Annotated in this window: 18 protein-coding genes; 12 read left to right on the forward strand and 6 right to left on the reverse strand. The window is 49.3% G+C overall.

The features are described from left to right. The first annotated feature begins 15 nt into the window (after window positions 1-15). From uvrC to IPP66_18410, 6 genes are all read left to right on the forward strand, one after another. Entirely contained in the window at window positions 16-1,878 is a 1,863-nt protein-coding gene (gene uvrC, locus IPP66_18385; protein ID MBK9927241.1) for an excinuclease ABC subunit UvrC, read from the forward strand. Further along, window positions 1,875-2,273 carry a response regulator gene (locus IPP66_18390; GenBank protein ID MBK9927242.1) on the forward strand — a complete coding sequence of 133 codons (399 nt, stop codon included), beginning with the start codon at window positions 1,875-1,877 and terminating at the stop codon, window positions 2,271-2,273. The genes uvrC and IPP66_18390 overlap by 4 nt, the downstream gene beginning before the upstream one ends. Further along, complete coding sequence (locus IPP66_18395; GenBank protein MBK9927243.1) at window positions 2,263-2,409, forward strand: hypothetical protein; 147 nt, start codon at window positions 2,263-2,265, stop codon at window positions 2,407-2,409. The genes IPP66_18390 and IPP66_18395 overlap by 11 nt, the downstream gene beginning before the upstream one ends. A gap of 107 nt (window positions 2,410-2,516) precedes the next feature. Beyond that, window positions 2,517-3,593 (forward strand): peptide chain release factor 1, encoded by a 1,077-nt coding sequence (prfA, locus tag IPP66_18400; protein MBK9927244.1) that lies wholly within the window; start codon window positions 2,517-2,519, stop codon window positions 3,591-3,593. A 54-nt stretch (window positions 3,594-3,647) separates the two neighbouring features. After that, on the forward strand, window positions 3,648-4,517 hold the full coding sequence (prmC, locus tag IPP66_18405) for a peptide chain release factor N(5)-glutamine methyltransferase (GenBank protein MBK9927245.1): 870 nt from the start codon (window positions 3,648-3,650) through the stop codon (window positions 4,515-4,517). Beyond that, window positions 4,514-5,140, forward strand: a complete 627-nt coding sequence (locus IPP66_18410) for a threonylcarbamoyl-AMP synthase (protein ID MBK9927246.1) — start codon at window positions 4,514-4,516, stop codon at window positions 5,138-5,140. The genes prmC and IPP66_18410 overlap by 4 nt, the downstream gene beginning before the upstream one ends. Window positions 5,141-5,317: 177 nt before the next feature. On the opposite strand, the gene tsaD is transcribed toward IPP66_18410, so the two are convergent. The 5 genes from tsaD to IPP66_18435 all read right to left on the reverse strand — a co-directional run bounded on the left by tsaD (window position 5,318) and on the right by IPP66_18435 (window position 10,055). Further along, window positions 5,318-6,346, reverse strand: a complete 1,029-nt coding sequence (tsaD, locus tag IPP66_18415) for a tRNA (adenosine(37)-N6)-threonylcarbamoyltransferase complex transferase subunit TsaD (GenBank protein ID MBK9927247.1) — start codon at window positions 6,344-6,346, stop codon at window positions 5,318-5,320. A gap of 93 nt (window positions 6,347-6,439) precedes the next feature. Further along, window positions 6,440-7,693, reverse strand: coding sequence for an aminopeptidase P family protein (locus IPP66_18420; GenBank protein MBK9927248.1), 1,254 nt, complete (start codon window positions 7,691-7,693; stop codon window positions 6,440-6,442). Continuing rightward, window positions 7,690-8,277 carry a hypothetical protein gene (locus IPP66_18425; protein ID MBK9927249.1) on the reverse strand — a complete coding sequence of 196 codons (588 nt, stop codon included), beginning with the start codon at window positions 8,275-8,277 and terminating at the stop codon, window positions 7,690-7,692. Before IPP66_18425 ends, IPP66_18420 begins: the two co-directional genes overlap by 4 nt. Further along, window positions 8,264-9,655 carry an L-seryl-tRNA(Sec) selenium transferase gene (locus IPP66_18430; GenBank protein ID MBK9927250.1) on the reverse strand — a complete coding sequence of 464 codons (1,392 nt, stop codon included), beginning with the start codon at window positions 9,653-9,655 and terminating at the stop codon, window positions 8,264-8,266. The genes IPP66_18425 and IPP66_18430 overlap by 14 nt, the downstream gene beginning before the upstream one ends. Next, window positions 9,648-10,055 carry a hypothetical protein gene (locus IPP66_18435; GenBank protein ID MBK9927251.1) on the reverse strand — a complete coding sequence of 136 codons (408 nt, stop codon included), beginning with the start codon at window positions 10,053-10,055 and terminating at the stop codon, window positions 9,648-9,650. The genes IPP66_18430 and IPP66_18435 overlap by 8 nt, the downstream gene beginning before the upstream one ends. 179 nt (window positions 10,056-10,234) lie before the next feature. On the opposite strand from IPP66_18435, the gene IPP66_18440 reads away from it, so the two are divergent. The 6 genes from IPP66_18440 to IPP66_18465 all read left to right on the forward strand — a co-directional run bounded on the left by IPP66_18440 (window position 10,235) and on the right by IPP66_18465 (window position 16,754). Continuing rightward, a complete protein-coding gene (locus IPP66_18440; protein MBK9927252.1) occupies window positions 10,235-10,750 on the forward strand; it encodes a nitroreductase family protein in 516 nt (171 codons plus the stop codon). 57 nt (window positions 10,751-10,807) lie between these two features. Further along, the gene (locus IPP66_18445; GenBank protein MBK9927253.1) at window positions 10,808-11,518 is read left to right on the forward strand and encodes a hypothetical protein; all 711 of its coding nucleotides are present in this window, start codon (window positions 10,808-10,810) and stop codon (window positions 11,516-11,518) included. A gap of 59 nt (window positions 11,519-11,577) precedes the next feature. After that, the gene (locus IPP66_18450; protein ID MBK9927254.1) at window positions 11,578-11,985 is read left to right on the forward strand and encodes a hypothetical protein; all 408 of its coding nucleotides are present in this window, start codon (window positions 11,578-11,580) and stop codon (window positions 11,983-11,985) included. Beyond that, window positions 11,982-12,782 carry a formylglycine-generating enzyme family protein gene (locus tag IPP66_18455; GenBank protein MBK9927255.1) on the forward strand — a complete coding sequence of 267 codons (801 nt, stop codon included), beginning with the start codon at window positions 11,982-11,984 and terminating at the stop codon, window positions 12,780-12,782. Before IPP66_18450 ends, IPP66_18455 begins: the two co-directional genes overlap by 4 nt. 115 nt (window positions 12,783-12,897) lie before the next feature. Then, on the forward strand, window positions 12,898-16,197 hold the full coding sequence (locus IPP66_18460) for a TIR domain-containing protein (GenBank protein MBK9927256.1): 3,300 nt from the start codon (window positions 12,898-12,900) through the stop codon (window positions 16,195-16,197). A 140-nt stretch (window positions 16,198-16,337) separates the two neighbouring features. Then, the gene (locus IPP66_18465) at window positions 16,338-16,754 is read left to right on the forward strand and encodes a hypothetical protein (GenBank protein MBK9927257.1); all 417 of its coding nucleotides are present in this window, start codon (window positions 16,338-16,340) and stop codon (window positions 16,752-16,754) included. Window positions 16,755-16,817: 63 nt separating this feature from the next. Here the strand turns inward: IPP66_18465 and IPP66_18470 are convergent, their stop codons facing one another. Further along, window positions 16,818-16,970 (reverse strand): Flp family type IVb pilin, encoded by a 153-nt coding sequence (locus tag IPP66_18470; protein ID MBK9927258.1) that lies wholly within the window; start codon window positions 16,968-16,970, stop codon window positions 16,818-16,820. Window positions 16,971-17,069: the final 99 nt, after the last annotated feature.

Genomic DNA, 17,069 nt, shown 5'->3' on the forward strand with positions numbered 1-17,069 from the left:
TAAAATTGCTCTTATATGGAGATTTCCGAAAAGATACAGGGCATCCTTGCCACTCTACCAACAAAACCTGGCTGTTATCAAATGAAGAATGCCGAGGGGAAGATTATCTATGTTGGCAAGGCCATCAACCTGAAGAATCGTGTACGCTCCTACTTCCACGCGGATTCAAGCCACGACAATAAAACACGCCGTCTCGTGCGCGATATTGCAGATATTGAGTGGATCGTTGTCGGCTCGGAGCTTGAGGCGCTCATCCTCGAGATGAACCTCATCAAGAAGCACCGCCCGAAATATAACGTCCGTCTCAAAGATGACAAACGCTACCCCTACATCAAAGTCCATTGGAACGAACCTTTTCCCAAAGTGACTGTCACCCGGCAAATGGAGGAAGATGGTGCGCGTTATTTCGGTCCGTACACATCGGCTTGGGCGGTGTACCAGACTTTGGATGTGCTTCGCAAAGTTTTCCCCTATTTGACCTGTGACCGCGAAATCACAGGAGAGGACAAACGCGCGTGTCTTTACTTTGACATCAAGCTGTGTACTGCCCCTTGTATCGGAGCGGCCACCCAAGCCCAATACCGCCAAATGATCTCTGACCTGATGGATTTCCTCAGCGGACACAGTGAAGGCATTGTGAGCCGCATCGAAACGGACATGTTGAAAGCGGCCGAAGAGATGCGCTTCGAAAGAGCCGCCGCTCTGCGCGATCAGCTCAAAGCGATACAGAACATTATTGAGCGACAACGCATCGTCTTTGCAACAGACTACATCGACTCCGATGTACTTGCCATGGCCCGCAGTGACGGAGAGGCCTGTGTACAGGTCTTCTTTGTGCGCGGAGGTAAGTTGATCGGGCGTGAATACTTCATCCTTGAAGGGACAGAAGATACGGCAGATAATGAAGTGATGGAGCAATTCATCACCCAGTTCTACACTGAAGCCGCTAACATCCCTGAACAAGTGATGCTCCCAAATCAACTGGAAGAGGCACGTATCATCAGTCAATGGCTACGTTCCAAACGAGGCGGCAAGAGAGTGGAATTCTTTGTACCAAGCGAAGGCCAACCGCGTGACCTTGTTCAAATGGCGGCGGAGAATGCTACAGAAACCTTGCAAGCTCTGCGCGCCCAATGGCAGGCCGATACGCACAAACAAGAAACAGCGTTAGCTGAGTTGCAAGAATCGTTGAAGTTGCCAGCTCCACCGAACCGAATTGAGTGTTACGATATTTCCAATACACAAGGGACAGCCATCATCGGCGCCATGGTTGTGTTCACGCAAGGTGTAGCCGATAAAAAGTTATATCGCAAGTTCAATATTGAAAGCGTGGTTGGCGCACCCGATGACTTTGCTTCCATGGAGGAAATGCTCACACGCAGATTTCGAAGGTGGAAAGGGAGTCAGGAAACAGAAGCAGGCCCGGGGTCCAAGCCAGACGCGTCTTTTTCCTTCCTGCCAGACCTTATCATTATCGATGGCGGCAAGGGACAGTTGGGGCGCGCAGTCCAAGTCCTTGAGAAATATGAGTTGATGGACAAGATCCCAGTGGTGGGCCTTGCCAAACAACGCGAGGAAATTTTCTTCCCGCATAAGTCAGAACCGTTGTTGTTGCCGCGTCATTCACAGGGACTATATCTTGTGCAACGAATTCGTGATGAGGCGCATCGGTACGGAATCACGGCCCATCGCAAGAAAAGAGAGAAGTTGGGCATGGCTTCGCAGTTGGATACGATTCCCGGGATCGGCCCTTCGAGGCGCAAAGCACTCTTGAAACATTTCGGGTCTGTGGATAAGATTAGGGACGCTTCAATCGAAGAGCTCAAAGCGGTAGTGCCGGAGAACGCGGCGCACGCAATAAAGGTGCATTTGGAATGAAAAATATTTGGACAGTTGACGACGACGAAGAGATGAGCCGCGCGATCGGTTTAATGTTGAAACTACTCGACTGTGAGGTGACATCATTCAATAATGTCCGCTCGGCCGCGCAGTTGTTTGCCTCTGGTAGAAGGCCAGATTTGTTGCTGTTGGACATCAATATGCCCGAAGTAACTGGCCTGGACATGGTGGAGTTCCTGCGGAGGCGTGCAGACACGAGAAACCTCCCCATTGTGATGCTCTCATCAGAGGCGGCAGACACCATGGTAGATAGAGCCATGGAACTCGGTGCGGACTCGTATGTAATGAAACCCGTCACGGTTGAAGAGCTTGAGAAGGCGATGTCCACAGCTTTCTATAAACATCTGAATTTGCGAGAACACAATGCCAGCTAAGAAATCAAAGAATAAAAGTCAGGAAAGAACAAACGAACGGTCAGATAAGAAACGGATACAAAGCCTGCAGGTCATTTTTGCAGTGTTTTCGATCATTTTGATCCTTTCCATGCTTCTTTCGCTAACAGCCAAGTAGATACATTTTCGCTGTTATAATCCCCGCCGCGCGGCAAATGGATGCCGCGTTTGATTCTGAAATATGAAGCAGGTGCAAGAGGATTTGGCCCCTGCAAGAGGAAAGATATGCTCGACAAACTTAAAGGCATTGAAGATCGTTATGAACAACTCGGCAGTGAACTGCTCGAGGTGGGCAACAATTATCAGCGCGCGGCTGAGATCAGTAAAGAGCGCGTGGACCTGGAAGAGATCGTGGAAAAGGCACGGGAATACCGTCAGGCTATGAAAAGCATGGAGGAGGCCCGGGCCATCCTCCTGTCCGAAAAAGACGCGGAGCTTGTCGCGTTGGCAGAAGCCGATATTGAAGATCTGACTCCAAAGATCGCAAGCCTTGAAAAAAAGATCAAGGGACTGCTCGTGCCGAAGGATCCCCGTGATGACAGGAACGTCATCGTGGAAATTCGTGCAGGGGCAGGCGGAGATGAAGCAGCTATTTTCGCGGGCGACTTGTTCCGCATGTACACACGCTACGCCGATGAACAAAAATGGAAGAACGAGGTCATGTCTGAAAATTCCATTGGCGTTGGCGGTTATAAAGAGGTGATCTTTGAGATCCGCGGCAAGGGCGCTTTTTCAAAACTCAAATACGAATCGGGTGTGCATCGCGTGCAACGTGTACCTGCCACCGAATCGCAAGGACGCATTCATACATCTACAGCAACCGTGGCTGTTTTAGCTGAAGTGGATGAAGTGGAAATTGACATCCCCGAAAGCGACCTCGAGGTTGAAGTGTATCGATCTTCGGGTGCAGGCGGACAGAACGTGCAGAAGAACTCAACGGCCGTGCGCTTGACCCACAGACCTACTGGCATGGTTGTGACCTGTCAGGATGAACGCTCACAGTTGCAGAACAAGTTGCGTGCTCTCAGCATTTTGCGTGCTCGCTTGTACGAGATCGAAGAAGAGAAACGTCGTGCATCCATCGAATCAGATCGACGCTCACAAGTTGGAACAGGCGAACGCTCCGAGAAGATCCGCACATATAACTACCCCCAAAACCGCGTGACCGATCATCGCGTTGGGTTGTCCAATTACAATCTACCAGCCGTCATGGATGGTGACATTGACGGGTTTATCGAGGAACTTTCCACACGTGATGAAGCGGACCGTCTGGCCGCATCAGGGATTAACGACGAAGAATAACCATCACAGGAAAAGGTTACCTTTTCTCCTTCCCTAAGGAAGTTGAAAGAGGGAATGCAGAAAGACCCTATGAATGCCAGTTTCTCGCTTCTCTCTCACACAGTAAATCGTCTCTCCTCCATAAGCGACACGCCCACTTTGGATGCGTCTGTCTTAATTGCTCATGTCATCAACAAACCGCGCACATGGGTGATGGCCCATCCAGAACTTACAATCACAAACGAACAGCAACAAAAACTTGAAGACTCGCTCCTGCGCTTGGAACGCGGCGAGTCTTTTCCGTATGTGTTGGGACACTGGGAATTTTTCAATCTTGAATTTGATGTTACGCCTGACGTGCTCATTCCACGCCCTGAGACAGAATTACTTGTCGAGAAAGCTATTGCCTGGCTGAACAAACATCCAGATCGAAGAATGATCGCCGATATTGGAACTGGCTCAGGCGCCATTGCGGTTTCCCTCGCAGTCAACGTGCCCGATGCCAATATCCTTGCCACCGATATTTCTGCAAAAGCATTGCAAATTGCCACACAAAATTCGGTGAAGCACAAGGCAGGCGGTAAAATTAAGTTTATGGAATGCGACCTACTTCCCAAGGCAGGTATCAAAGATCACCAACAGATCGACTTGCTTTGTGCAAACCTTCCCTACATCCCCACAGAAACATTACATGCACTCTCCGTGTTCGGGCATGAACCCACCATTGCACTCGATGGCGGGCAGGATGGTTTCGAATTGATACGTAAGTTGATGAACATGGCAATCAACTATCTCGCACCGAATGCGTTGATGTTATTCGAGATCGAAGCCACCTTGGGAAAACAAGCGCTCAACCTTGCTCATGAAATATTCCCCAATGCCCAAACCCAACTGCATCAAGACCTGACGGGCCGCGATCGCTTACTGGAAATAGAGTTGCGATGAACACAAAGATCATGGCGGCCGACGACCCTTTTGTATACAAAACCGCACTAGACATTCTCAAATCAGGCGGTCTTGTTGCATTCCCCACCGATACAGTCTACGGTGTTGGCGCGCTTGCATTTGACGGGAAAGCTGTCGAATCGATCTACACAGCAAAAGACCGCCCCATCGAAAAGGCGATTCCTATTTTGATCGGGGAGATCATGGATACGGTCAAGATCACGACTGATTTTCCACGTCCTGCTCGTGTGCTTGCCTCTCGCTTCTGGCCCGGACCTTTGACCTGCGTCCTCGCCAAAAAGCCATCCATCCCTGAGGCTGTCTCTGCCACAAACACGGTCGGCATACGGATACCAGATCATGCCGTATCCCGCATCCTTTTACGAGCCACAGGCCCCATGGCTGTGACATCTGCTAATATCTCCGGCAAAGAAAGCCCTTCCACGGCGGGCGAAGTATTCGCTCAACTCAATGGGCGTATCGCATTGATCATTGACGGTGGTAAAACACCCGGCGGCGTCCCATCCACAGTTGTAGACTGCTCTACAGACGAAATAAAAATTCTACGCAATGGGCCAATCTCCGCAGAAGAAATCCATTACGTTCTCAAAACTCCCCGCTAATTTTCTTATTTTTCTTTCAGGAAACGTTCAGGCTGTATTTAAGTCCCCAAATATAATAGTAATTGCATTCTCCTATCAAACCGCTGATGGCCCGGGCAGGCCAAAGGCGGTTTGGGTTTTTAATCCAGACGGTGGATGATCGACCGTAGACCGTTGTCAATCGTCCACGGTTCAAAGTCACGAAAGAGGCCACGTCGGTTGGACATCCATCTCCAACCCAGAGACATGTCCACGGGCGTAACGATAATATCCAGCCGCAGCGATCATGGCGGCATTGTCAGTACAAAGCGAGAAGGCAGGGATATTTACTTTGAATTCCGTTTGCGATTGGAAGATATTCCGCAAGGCACGGTTGGCAGAGACACCACCAGCTACAAGAATTTCTTTAGCCTTATATTCTCGCGCGGCTTGCATGGTCTTATCGAATAACGTTTCCACAGCCGTCTTCTGGAACGAGGCAGCCAGGTCTTCCACGGGGAGAGAACTACTTTTCTTCTTCAAGTCATTGACTTCATACAACACAGCCGTTTTCAAGCCGCTAAAAGAGAAATCGTACGGATTATCCAGCTTAGCACGCGGGAACTTGAATCGATTTGGGTTTCCGCCCTCTGCCGCTTTTTGTATGGATGGCCCACCGGGGTATGGAAGGCCGAGGAGGCGAGCCACTTTATCGAAGGCCTCACCAGCCGCATCGTCCTGAGTGGAGCCGAGACGTTCGTACGTCAAATGATCGGTCATAATGTTCAGCTCAGTGTGTCCGCCTGAGACGAGTAAGGCCATTAACGGGAATTGCGGCTCAGCAGGGACAGAATCACCAGCGTTGTAAACCCACGAAGAGTAGATATGTCCTTCGAGGTGATTGACACCAACGATAGGCAAACCCGTACCCAACGCAAGCCCTTTGGCCATGTTCATGCCAACCACAAGTGAACCAGCGAGACCAGGCCCGCGCGTAACGGCTATGGCATCAATATCTTTGAGTGTGATGTTCGACTGCACAAGAGTCTGCTCAACAACAGGGATGATGCTCAACACATGCTGGCGCGAAGCAACTTCGGGATACACGCCGCCAAAGCGGGCATGCATCTCCATCTGTGAAGCGACAGTCGAAGCGAGAAGCGCACGTCCGTTTTCAATAACGGCGCAGGCGGTTTCATCGCAGGAGGTTTCTATGGCGAGGATACGGGCGGGTTTAAAATTTGTCATTTTCTCAACCACGAAGACCACAAAGATCACCAAGGATGAAGCCTTGAGGCCCAGTCCTTAATCCAACCTTTGTGTACTTCGTGTCCTTTGTGTTTAATTCTTTTTCCACTTCTTCATCGGTAAAACAAAATCATACGGATAATCAGCAAGCTTCTCGAATTGACCATCGGGACGCACCCAATAGGTATCTTCAATGCGGAAGCCCATGCCTTTATCAGGGTAATATAACCCGGGCTCAATGGTAATGACAACACCGGGTTTGAGGATATTGTCATCTCCCAACTGCAAACCCGAACCAGGGCGTTCATGGATATTGATGCCAACCCCGTGCCCTAAACTGTGGACGTACCCATCCAACGGGTTCTTTGAATTGAGCGGAGATTTGTGTCCCTTGGATTCAAAGTATTCGCATGTCATCAACTGGTAATCTTTGAAGTTGGCATTAAGGTCAAGGTTTTCAATCACCTTTTCGTACACTTCATGGACTTGATCGTACATGGCGTGCGCTTCGGGGTCGGCATAGCCCAAGCTCCATGTGCGGGTGAAATCGTAGAAATACCCGCCGCCTTTTTCAGCAGGGAAAATATCAAAGACAATGGTTTTGCCAAGTTGAAGAGGCTCGGCAGGGTCACCCACAGAATGCGGCACACCTGCATCGCGGCCCTGCGCAAAGATGACACCTTCCACATCTACAGCGCCACGTTCCGCCAGCCATAATGCGATCTTGCCTTTCACATCCCCGATCGTAAGCGGACTTCCATCCTCTTTCATGAGAACTTCGTCGCTTCGCACATCCGCGGATGTCAACAGTTCCTGCACCATGCCAACCACTTGAGTCGTTACCGCGCCCATCTGACGGATGCGTGCCACTTCCACATCTTCCTTGGTTTCCATCGCACTAAAGATAACAGAGTTAAATCCCGATTCGCCAATAAACTCAACATCAGGCATCAGTTTCATCAGTTTTGTGAAAACACCGAAGGTATTCGAAAATTCCACTTTCCCATAAATAGCGATCCGTGCCTTTTCCAATCCATATTCGGTAAGGATCTTCTGAAAGCGTAAAGCGCCCACAGTCTGCATATCGCCGTTTGCCTGCTCCATAAAATCCTGCCATGGATAGTCGTTGAACGAGCGTGTTTGCAGTCCGCTTTTGGCGGCTTCATCACGTTCCATGTCGTTGTAAAACAGAACAGGCGCATCACCTTGTTTCTTCAACAATAGCGCACCGCTTACATGTCCTCCACCGACAAAGTAATACATGGATGGGTTATGCTCTGCATCACCCAGAACCATCAGGGCATCCAAATTTCTTTGTTTCATCAATCGATCAAGATCTGATTTCATATTGCCTCCAGTGAATTCAATGTTTTGAATTCTTTACCAATTTCATCGTTCTCAAAACTCAACACCAAGGATTTCTTATTCTCCGTGAATTTTGCAGACAGACCAATAACTTCTTCTGAGTCTTTGAGCAAGCCTAGGATGGTCAACGGACGCTTCAAAAGAGACTTGCCAAAATACGCAGAGAACAACAACTTCAAGACAAACTCAACAACCGATCCGCCAATCATGCCCGCGATCAATCCCGCAAAAGCCGCCACGGTTGGGGCGAATCCAAGAGTCTGCGAAGTATCCCCATCGGGCACGATCAACCACACGGGGATAAAAACACCCACAGACACAATGACTCCAGCGATCAAGAACGGCACCAACGTTACATTGATAATCCTTGATTCTTTTTTGTTACACTCTTCACACAATGACGGAGAGAAATCCATCATCACTGCCCCGCCACGATTCTGCACCCCCATCTGCAATTTCAATGACAGGGTTTTATACTTCGGCTTTCCACAATTCACACAACGATCAGGGAATTTCAACGCAGGTGGTTTCTTTTTGTCTTTGATCGGTATCTCAACGGTAAGCATGCAACACCTCTCTCAAAATTCGTACCAATACATCGTCGTTCAACACAGTTCGTGGATCCAATAATATTTTATCGTTTTCTGTCCTTGCGATAACAGGCGGGTTCGCCTCTCGAAGTTTTTTCAAGAATTTATCAGGTGACTTGACACTTAATGCCAACACAAATGTAGGCATGGACTCTTCCGGCAGACTCCCTCCGCCCACAGTGGATTCGGACCGAGTCACCTCGCCCTGCCCCACCGCCTCCCGCCACGCCTCAGCACGGACTTTGACCTGCTCAGGCGTTAAGGACATCATCTTCACGATCGGTATTTCTCGCTCCGCCTCATCTTTGAGATAGTGCGTCAATGTAGCAGTGATCCCCGCTAAGCATGTTTTATCCGCACGGACAGCGCGTGCCAACGGATGTTTCTTGATCTTGTCGATCAGATCCTTTTTACCGGCGATGATCCCTGCTTGTGGGCCTCCGAGGAGTTTATCCCCCGAAAAGCAAATTATGTCGACACCAGCGGACAAAGACTCTTGCACGGTCGGTTCGTGGGCGAGGCCGTATTTTGCAGTATCAATCAACGCGCCCGAGCCGAGGTCATCCACAACGATGACATTGGCTTTATGAGCAACATCCACGATGTCCTTGAGTTCAGGTTCTTCGGTGAAGCCAACGATCTTGAAGTTACTGCGATGCGCTCGCATCACAAGCCCATAAACGGACTTTGTAACGGATTCACGGACTGAAACGGATGTATCAATGCGGAGCGCTTCCTCGTAATCGGATAAGCGGATCTTATTGGTGGTGCCCACCTCAACAAGCTTTGCACCTGATTGTTTCATCACATCGGGGACACGGAAGCCGCCGCCGATCTCTACAAGTTGCGAGCGGGCAATGACTACATTCTTTTTGTTCGCCAAAGCAGATAACACCAGCAAAACAGCCGATGCGTTGTTATTGACAATCAACGCAGCTTCAACGCCCGTCAGTTTTTGCAAAATGGTTTCAGCATGAGTCAGCCGTGAACCACGCTGGCCTTTGGACAAATCATATTCGAGGTTGGAGTAATTCGATGCAACATCGTTCATCGCTTTGATGGTGGCGTTCGATAACGGAGCACGTCCGAGGTTAGTGTGAAGGATGACGCCCGTGGCGTTGATAACGGGAAGCAGAGTGGGAGCAACCCATGCGGAGAGATGGGATTCGGCTTGGGCGAGGATCAAGTCAATGGAGGGCAGAGCAGTTTCGGGGTCGAGTTTGAAGCGTGCGCGGGTTTCATCGAGAGTCAATCGAAGCGAGTCAATTGTCAGCGGGCGACCAAACCTCTCGATGAGATGAGTCGCATTTTGCAGTAATTGTTCGACTGAGGGAAGATCGCGGAGGCTATTCATCATCTTCGTGGACGGGAGGTTTCCAGTGCGATTTTTCGCGCAAGCGGATGAAGTATTCGATGGCGATCAGGCCGCCCGCAAGACTGAGAATGACATAGACAGTGACGAGACGCCCAATTTGAAGCCAAGCGAGCGTAGCACCGTACACGCCAAACCACATGGCCTGACGGACAATGACATTGGCTTCGGTGGGAACTTCAGCAGGAAAACGCTTGTGGAAGAAATAGACGATAGGGAGAACGGTGCCTGTGAGCGCCGCCAAAACAAGGACAAAGAAACTCCAGCGCGGCCATACATAGGGATAGGTTTGTGTGATCAGAAGGTATAAGCCACCCCAGCCAACGAGGATGAGGATCAGTGCAGAGATGCCAAAGGGCTTGAATTTAAGTTGTTCATCCATTGATTGAATTATACTCGGAGAGAGAAGTACGCCTGATGGTTGAGTAAGGCGAATGGTTTTCTCGCCCGTACACTTGCACCAGCACGGCAAGTGCAGGTGTCGAAACCATCATATAACGTACCAACTTGAAATGTGTGGTTTCGGTACGCTCGCTACTCAACCATCGAGGTATGGAGGTTATGATGAACGTGTCAGATGCAATTAGAACCAAAAGGGCCGTTAGAAAATTTCGAGACGAGGCCTTGCCTGAGGAGATCGTGACAGCGATCTTGAATGCGGGACGCAGATCGCAATCTTCAAAGAATGAACAAGCGTGGCAGTTCATTGCGATACGAGATAAGGCCGTCCTCAAGGCATTATCCGAATGCGGCACATGGGCGGGACATCTCGCAGGCGCGGCATTAGCCGTTGCCATTTTGACACCTGATCCTGACGGCAAATTTCAGATCATGTTCGATGCAGGTCAGGCGGCCGCGTTCATGCAATTGGCCGCATGGGAATTGGGAGTCGGCTCCGTCCCTGCTTCACTGTATGAACACGAAAAGGCGCGAGAGATTCTAGGATTCCCACCCGAATGGCATGTACGTATCGCATTGTCGTTTGGGTATCCGTTGGAAGTGGAGAAGTTACTGGCCACACCGAAGAAGGGCGGACGCAGATCATTGGAAGAAGTGGTGCATTGGGATAGGTGGTAGAAGTCGTCAAATCAAAAAGGTCCGCAGAAAAATTTTAGAGATAGAAAGGGATCTGCCGTGGAATACACTTTATTGCTTGCTTTAGTGGATTTTTTGCCTATAGTTTTTACTGCCGTTGGATTGTTCGCCATTACCCGCATCGTTGCACATGTCAATTCATTGCAGGGTAAAGTTGCGTTTTACGGAACACTGCTCACCCTTGCCGGGGGCATCTTCAAAGCCCTGTGGAAATTAATCATGGCATCGTCAAATAGCACGGTGGATATCCAGTGGATGGAGAAGAGCTTATTTGTATTGATGGCTCCAGGTTATGTTTTAGTAGCATGGAGCGTGTGGCAAACCATGCGCGCGGCACAGGGAAAAAGGTCCTTTCATGCATGGGCTCCGCCGCTGACGCTCATTGGGGTCGTGTTTACAACATCCGCTTATCTTTTTGTCAAACAACCCGTATCTCCCGCATGGGAAAGGGTCTTGTTGAGCGTGATGGTGCTTGCCACCCTCTTTACAGGGGTCTTTTTGATCCTATTCAGTTTCCGCCAGGGACTTCCATCAGCGGGTTGGCTGTTCATTCTCAACCTGATCGGCATCTTTCTTCTCAATGGTCTTGCCCGCCTCGATAACCAACCTATCACCCTGCAGTGGATCGAGGAAGGAATCAATATCATTGCATGGTTAGCCTTTGCCATGGCATCCACTCATATCTACGGATATGCACGCGCCAATTTCAAAGTTGACTCGAAACAAATTGGATTGGCCGCAACTTCATAGTGGATTTGACATTACTTTTACAGAGACACGCACAAAGCGATTGATGATTGGAGAATCACATGGAACAATTTTCTGGGTTGATCGCGATCTTACTGGAACACTCACAACGTTTCTTCGAGATCTGGAATTTTCAAATCATCATTTCAATGGCTGTGATCGGATTTGTGCTCTCGAACGAGGGATTGATGGTAAAGAATATGGTGAGATTGAATATCACCCTCGTTTTTTTGTTGATCGCGATCTTTAGCGTCTTTACGTTGTCAGTCCATCACCAACGTGAAGTGCAACTATGGATGGCGCTCGAGGCACGCGTGGCCGCCGCGCCAAGTCAATTTATCCCCGAAGAAGTGCAGTATCTTGCTTCGCTCAAGCCAACCTCATTTCTCATCAAGGGAGGCGCGCTCGTAGTCGCGGACCTGCTCGTCATCCTTGTGACGTGGGTCAGCCCAAAGGTGAGATTGAAGTGAAGGTTGAGTTCGAGTCAGTGACCGTTGATGCGCGAGGCGAAGTCATTGCACGGACTCGTCACAACGCGGAAATTTTCACCGAAGACATCGGCAAGGGTGTTTCGCTGGACATGGTCGTCATCCCAGCGGGTTCCTTTTACATGGGATCGCGCCAAAACGAGGGAGGCCCCGATGAACATCCGCAACACTTCATCACGATCAAGTCGTTCATGATGGGACGATGCCTTATCACACAGGGACAGTGGAAAGCGATCATGGGCAAATTGCCACGCTGTAGGTTCAAAGGGGATAAGTTGCCCGTGGAGCGAGTCTCGTGGAATGAGGCGCAAAAATTCTGCGAGCGACTCTCCAAAAGGACGGGACGACTCTATCGCCTGCCGAGCGAATCACAATGGGAGTATGCCTGCCGCGCAGGGACGACAACTCCGTTCGCTTTCGGCGAAACGCTGACGTCGGATATCGCCAACTACAACGGGGAGCACACCTTTGCCGAAGAACCGCCCAAAGTCTATTTTCATTCCACAAGCGAAGGCGGGAAGTATCCGCCCAATGCCTTTGGGCTGTATGACATGCACGGCAACCTGATGGAATGGTGCGCGGACAATTGGATCGATGACTACCGCATGTCACCAAGGGACGATGACGCCTACAAAATGATCGACAATCCCTATCACGTCGTCCGTGGCGGATCGTGGCATGATAACCCTCAGCTTTGCCGCAGTGCGGCACGGATTCGGATATTGGGGTCAGATGCGGAAGAGTATATTGGGTTTCGGGTGGTATGTGACATTCTCTGAAATACCAAAGTCGGGACAAATGTCATCCATAAAGTTGGCATGTTCGTGGGCGGATGGTAGGTATAATTGGAATATCAATCGTCAAGCAGTTAGCTTTCACTGAAAGAGGGACTCCATGGCCGACGGACATTGTTTCATCAGTTATTCAACAGCAGATGCGCTAGAATTTGCACGTAAACTTGCCGACGAATTGGAAGGCGGCGAGGATAAGTTCACAGGCGTTTGGTTCGACAAACGGGATATTGACCCTGCCCGCGATTGGGATGATCAAATTGTGGATGGAATTCGAGCCTGCAAGTGCATGGCGTTTGTGATGACAAAAGATAGCACGGCGCAAGGCTCGATGTGCAAGAACGAATGGACTTGGGCGCTGAAATACAAAAAGGTTGTCATCCCCATTCGGTTGCACAAGGACGCCGAGCAGCCCTTTGGACTTGGAAATCGTCAGTGGATTGATTTTACGGGGGAGTTTGAACATGGCTTGGCAAAACTTCGCAAGTTCCTGCGCGAGATGGATTCCCCCGAAGGCATTCTGCAATCATACAAAGACCGCCTTGCTGACGCCGAGCGTGCCTCGCGCCGCGCCAAAGGGGATGAAGAGAATCGTATTAAGGCTGAAATTGAAGAGCTGAAAGCCGAGATTCAACGCCAGGAAGAGATCGTTAAGAATCCCAAAGCGGCGGAAAAACGAACCGAAGATAACATCCAAAGCGGACTCGAGCGCGAGCGTCAGCCTGAGAAACCTGTGACGGGGAAAACATCCACGCGCTTTATCAATCCGCCGCCTGGGATCGCGCCGAATTATTTTCAGGATCGGTTGATCGAGACAAAACAAATCACGGACTTCCTCAATAACGACTCGCAGCGCTTGATGACGATTGTAGGACGCGCGGGGGTGGGAAAAACTGCAATGGTCTGTCGCCTGCTCAAGGCGTTGGAAAGAGGCGAGCTTCCCGATGACCTCGGCGAGATGAAAGTTGACGGGATCGTCTATTTGAGCGAGACGGGCAGTCACAGGGTCAACTTTGCGAACGTCTTCGCGGACTTGAGCAAACTCCTGCCCAAGGATGATGCCGAGCGGTTGGAGGGAATCTATAAGAACCCGCAGACATCCACAGGTGATAAAATGCGCTCGCTGTTGGATGCCTTCCCCAGCGGGCGTGTGATCCTGCTGTTGGATAACTTTGAAACCCTGATCGACCCCGAAAGCCTGAGCCTGCGTGACAGCGAATTGAGCGAGGCGCTGAACGCCCTGCTCGGCGGACAGCACCATGCCGTGAAAGCGGTCATCACCACGCGCGTCGCGCCGCGTGACCTGGCGATGGGCGAGCCAGGCAGGCAGCATCACCTGAGTTTGGATGAAGGACTCGAATCGCCTTACGCGGAAAACGTCCTGCGTGAAATGGACGCGGACGGACGCGTAGGACTCAAGTCTGCGCCTGATGCGTTGCTGAATAAAGCCCGCGAAAAGACACGCGGCTACCCGCGCGCGTTGGAAGCGTTGTATGCCATCCTGTCGGTTGACCGTTACACCACGCTCGAAGAACTGCTCGAGCTCAGCCTGCCCGATGAAGTGGTGCAGAAACTGGTCGGCGAAGCCTTCAACCGCCTTGACCCGAGCGCGCAAAAAGTGATGCAAGCGCTGGCTGTCTATAATCGACCCGTCAGCCCCGCCGCGATTGACTACCTGTTGCAACCGCATTTGCCAAGCATTGACAGCGCGCCGATGCTTAACCGTCTGGTAAACATGCACTTTGTGCGGCGCAGTGAAAGTAAATATCATCTCCATCCTATAGATCAAGAATATGCATTAAACCTTATACAAAAAGGTAGCCAAACCGATTGGCTCACCACTGGAAATCAATCACAAGTCAGTTTGGAACGTTATTTCTTGAAGAAGCTTTTTGAACTCAAACCCGAGTTGATTGAAAAAGTAAAACAAGGCGATCAACAGGCAACAATTGATGGGTTTGCCGAACTTATAAAATTCTTAGAGCCTAGTGACAGAGAACTTTTCCAAGAATTGCAAAAGGGAATTTCGACGTTAGATTCGGATATCTTAGAAAAAGCAAAAAATCCCGATACTGCCCAAGATAAAGAATTCTTAGCTCAATTTCAAGATTCCTTGAAGCAAATAAAAGTTTCAGCAAAATGGTCACAATATTCACTTTTGTTCCGTGCCGCAGATTATTTTAGACAAGCCCGCAAACCCCGCGCAGAATGGAAAAAACTGGACGACCTTTCCGCGCAACTGGCAGAATTTGAATTGCGCTGTGAAGCAGGCGATTACGATACTGCAGCAAGTGTGTTGCTGGAAATTGATTCTAATCACCTATTCTTGTGGGGACATTATCGCTTGATGATTGATTTTCACGAGAAATTGCAAGGAAAAATCAACGATTTGTCACTTACTCAGTTTAGTATGGGTAATCTTGGGTCAGCATATTACAGAATCGGACAAATTCAAAAAACCATTGAATTTTATGAAAAGGCATTATCAATAGTCCAGGAACAGAGAGATCGCCGCAATGAAGAGGTATGGCTCAGCAACCTAGGGAGTGCATATGCAGTTTTGGGCAATATACAGAAAGCCATCAAGCTCATTGAACAAGCGTTAGTAATTGACCTCGAGGTTGGTGATCGAAGTGGCGAGAGCGATGATCTTTCCAAGCTTGGAAACCGCTACTCAGAACTTGGTGATGCTCGTAAAGCCATCGAATACTATGAACAAGCGTTGATAATTAATCAAGAAATTGGCGACCGCGATAGCGAATCCATTGGTCGTGAAAATATGGGTCATGTTTGGTTAAGTATTGATGAGAATCAAAAAGCCAAAGAAAATTATCAGCAAGCGATTCAAATTGCTAATGAAATTTCATCTCCACCTGTGCAATTAAATGCTCGCTGGGGATTTGCACAAACTTATCTTTTCCAAAATGATTTAGTCAGTGCTCGCGCCACCATCGAAGCCGCGCTTCAATATGATGTACCACAATATAATCATAATGCAACCGCCCTGCACGGAATCATCGCTTTGCGGCAAGGGGAAAGGGAAGCCGCGCAAGAGGCTTTTGCCAAGTCCATTGAGCAGGCGGATGAAATCCTTGCGAAGACGCCCGATTATTACGATGCGCTGGATGCGAAGGGGCTTTCCCTGGCAGGATTGACGATTTTAGATTTACGATTGCCGATTGACGATGGACGACAGACGATGGACGATGGAGAATCAGATATGGTCAATGGTCAATCGTCCATGGTCCACCTTCAGCAAGCCATCGCAACCTTCCGCAAGGCGCGGAAGATCGCACCACATGCGGGGGTGGTGAAGTCCGTGTTGAGGTTGTTCGATGAATTGGCGAAATGCGAAGGCGGAGAAATTTTGCAAGATGTGCGGAAGGCGGTGGAGGGTTCGTGACATCCATCGACAGATCGTCCATGCTAGACTTTTAGAGAAGGTTACAAAACACAAACGGTTCACACAAGTTTGTGATAATAATTAATTTGGAATGACACAAGGGTAGTTCCAAATCCAATCAGTCTCAAAGGCGGAAAATTATGAGATTCAAAGACCTGAGTCAAGAAGCCGTTCAAAGTCAATGGAGAAAGTGGAGGAATGTCATCCGTGACGTCCTCGTTGAATACAACGAAAATGCTTTTCACGGAAGAGGTTCGATCCAGGAAAATGCCTTCAAAGAAAGAACCTACCTGTTATTAGAAACGAAGCGGGAATGCCTATATGTTTTCCCTATACCGGGGAACACGTTAATTTTCAGACTCTATCAACATAAACTTCCCAAAGAGGATTTGAAGTCATCTTTTGGAAAACCTCACGAAGAAGATCTCATCGGAACATTTGGCTTAGGCATCGGAGGGGTCGAAGCCGATGACACAGATGTCAAAAAAGCCATCAGGCTATATCTAAAAAGTGTTCTAAGAACTGTGCACAAGAACTATTGGTTAAAGTCAGCGTAAGAATATATCTCTAAACAAAAAAGCCCCGTCAAATGACGGGGCTTTTCGTTTCCTTCTCGTGAATTACACGGTGAGGGAGTTGTTGATGGAGCTGAAGGTGTTACCGATCTTGGGTCCGAGCAAGCGCATGACGGCGATAACGACGATGGCGACGAGGGCCAAAATGATAGCGTACTCGACGAGACCTTGACCTTTTTCTTTGGGTGCGAATAACATGATTTAATTCCTTTCGAATATAAGTTTTTACTTGTTTGGAGACCGTCTCCAGAACTATGTTTATTTTATCTGTTACCCCAAAAAATACAAGTGACAAAT

The sequence above is a fragment of the Candidatus Defluviilinea proxima genome, assembly GCA_016721115.1.
Lineage (GTDB): Bacteria > Chloroflexota > Anaerolineae > Anaerolineales > Villigracilaceae > Defluviilinea > Defluviilinea proxima.

Coding starts and splice junctions, on each gene's coding strand:
- tsaD (MBK9927247.1), bottom strand. CDS start 6,346: ATGACAAATTTTAAACCCGCCCGTATCCTCGCCATAGAAACCTCCTGC.
- IPP66_18390 (MBK9927242.1), top strand. CDS start 1,875: ATGAAAAATATTTGGACAGTTGACGACGACGAAGAGATGAGCCGCGCG.
- IPP66_18420 (MBK9927248.1), bottom strand. CDS start 7,693: ATGAAATCAGATCTTGATCGATTGATGAAACAAAGAAATTTGGATGCC.
- IPP66_18395 (MBK9927243.1), top strand. CDS start 2,263: ATGCCAGCTAAGAAATCAAAGAATAAAAGTCAGGAAAGAACAAACGAA.
- prfA (MBK9927244.1), top strand. CDS start 2,517: ATGCTCGACAAACTTAAAGGCATTGAAGATCGTTATGAACAACTCGGC.
- IPP66_18450 (MBK9927254.1), top strand. CDS start 11,578: ATGGAACAATTTTCTGGGTTGATCGCGATCTTACTGGAACACTCACAA.
- IPP66_18410 (MBK9927246.1), top strand. CDS start 4,514: ATGAACACAAAGATCATGGCGGCCGACGACCCTTTTGTATACAAAACC.
- IPP66_18465 (MBK9927257.1), top strand. CDS start 16,338: ATGAGATTCAAAGACCTGAGTCAAGAAGCCGTTCAAAGTCAATGGAGA.
- IPP66_18430 (MBK9927250.1), bottom strand. CDS start 9,655: ATGAATAGCCTCCGCGATCTTCCCTCAGTCGAACAATTACTGCAAAAT.
- IPP66_18425 (MBK9927249.1), bottom strand. CDS start 8,277: ATGCTTACCGTTGAGATACCGATCAAAGACAAAAAGAAACCACCTGCG.
- IPP66_18470 (MBK9927258.1), bottom strand. CDS start 16,970: ATGTTATTCGCACCCAAAGAAAAAGGTCAAGGTCTCGTCGAGTACGCT.
- IPP66_18440 (MBK9927252.1), top strand. CDS start 10,235: ATGATGAACGTGTCAGATGCAATTAGAACCAAAAGGGCCGTTAGAAAA.
- prmC (MBK9927245.1), top strand. CDS start 3,648: ATGCAGAAAGACCCTATGAATGCCAGTTTCTCGCTTCTCTCTCACACA.
- IPP66_18435 (MBK9927251.1), bottom strand. CDS start 10,055: ATGGATGAACAACTTAAATTCAAGCCCTTTGGCATCTCTGCACTGATC.
- uvrC (MBK9927241.1), top strand. CDS start 16: ATGGAGATTTCCGAAAAGATACAGGGCATCCTTGCCACTCTACCAACA.
- IPP66_18460 (MBK9927256.1), top strand. CDS start 12,898: ATGGCCGACGGACATTGTTTCATCAGTTATTCAACAGCAGATGCGCTA.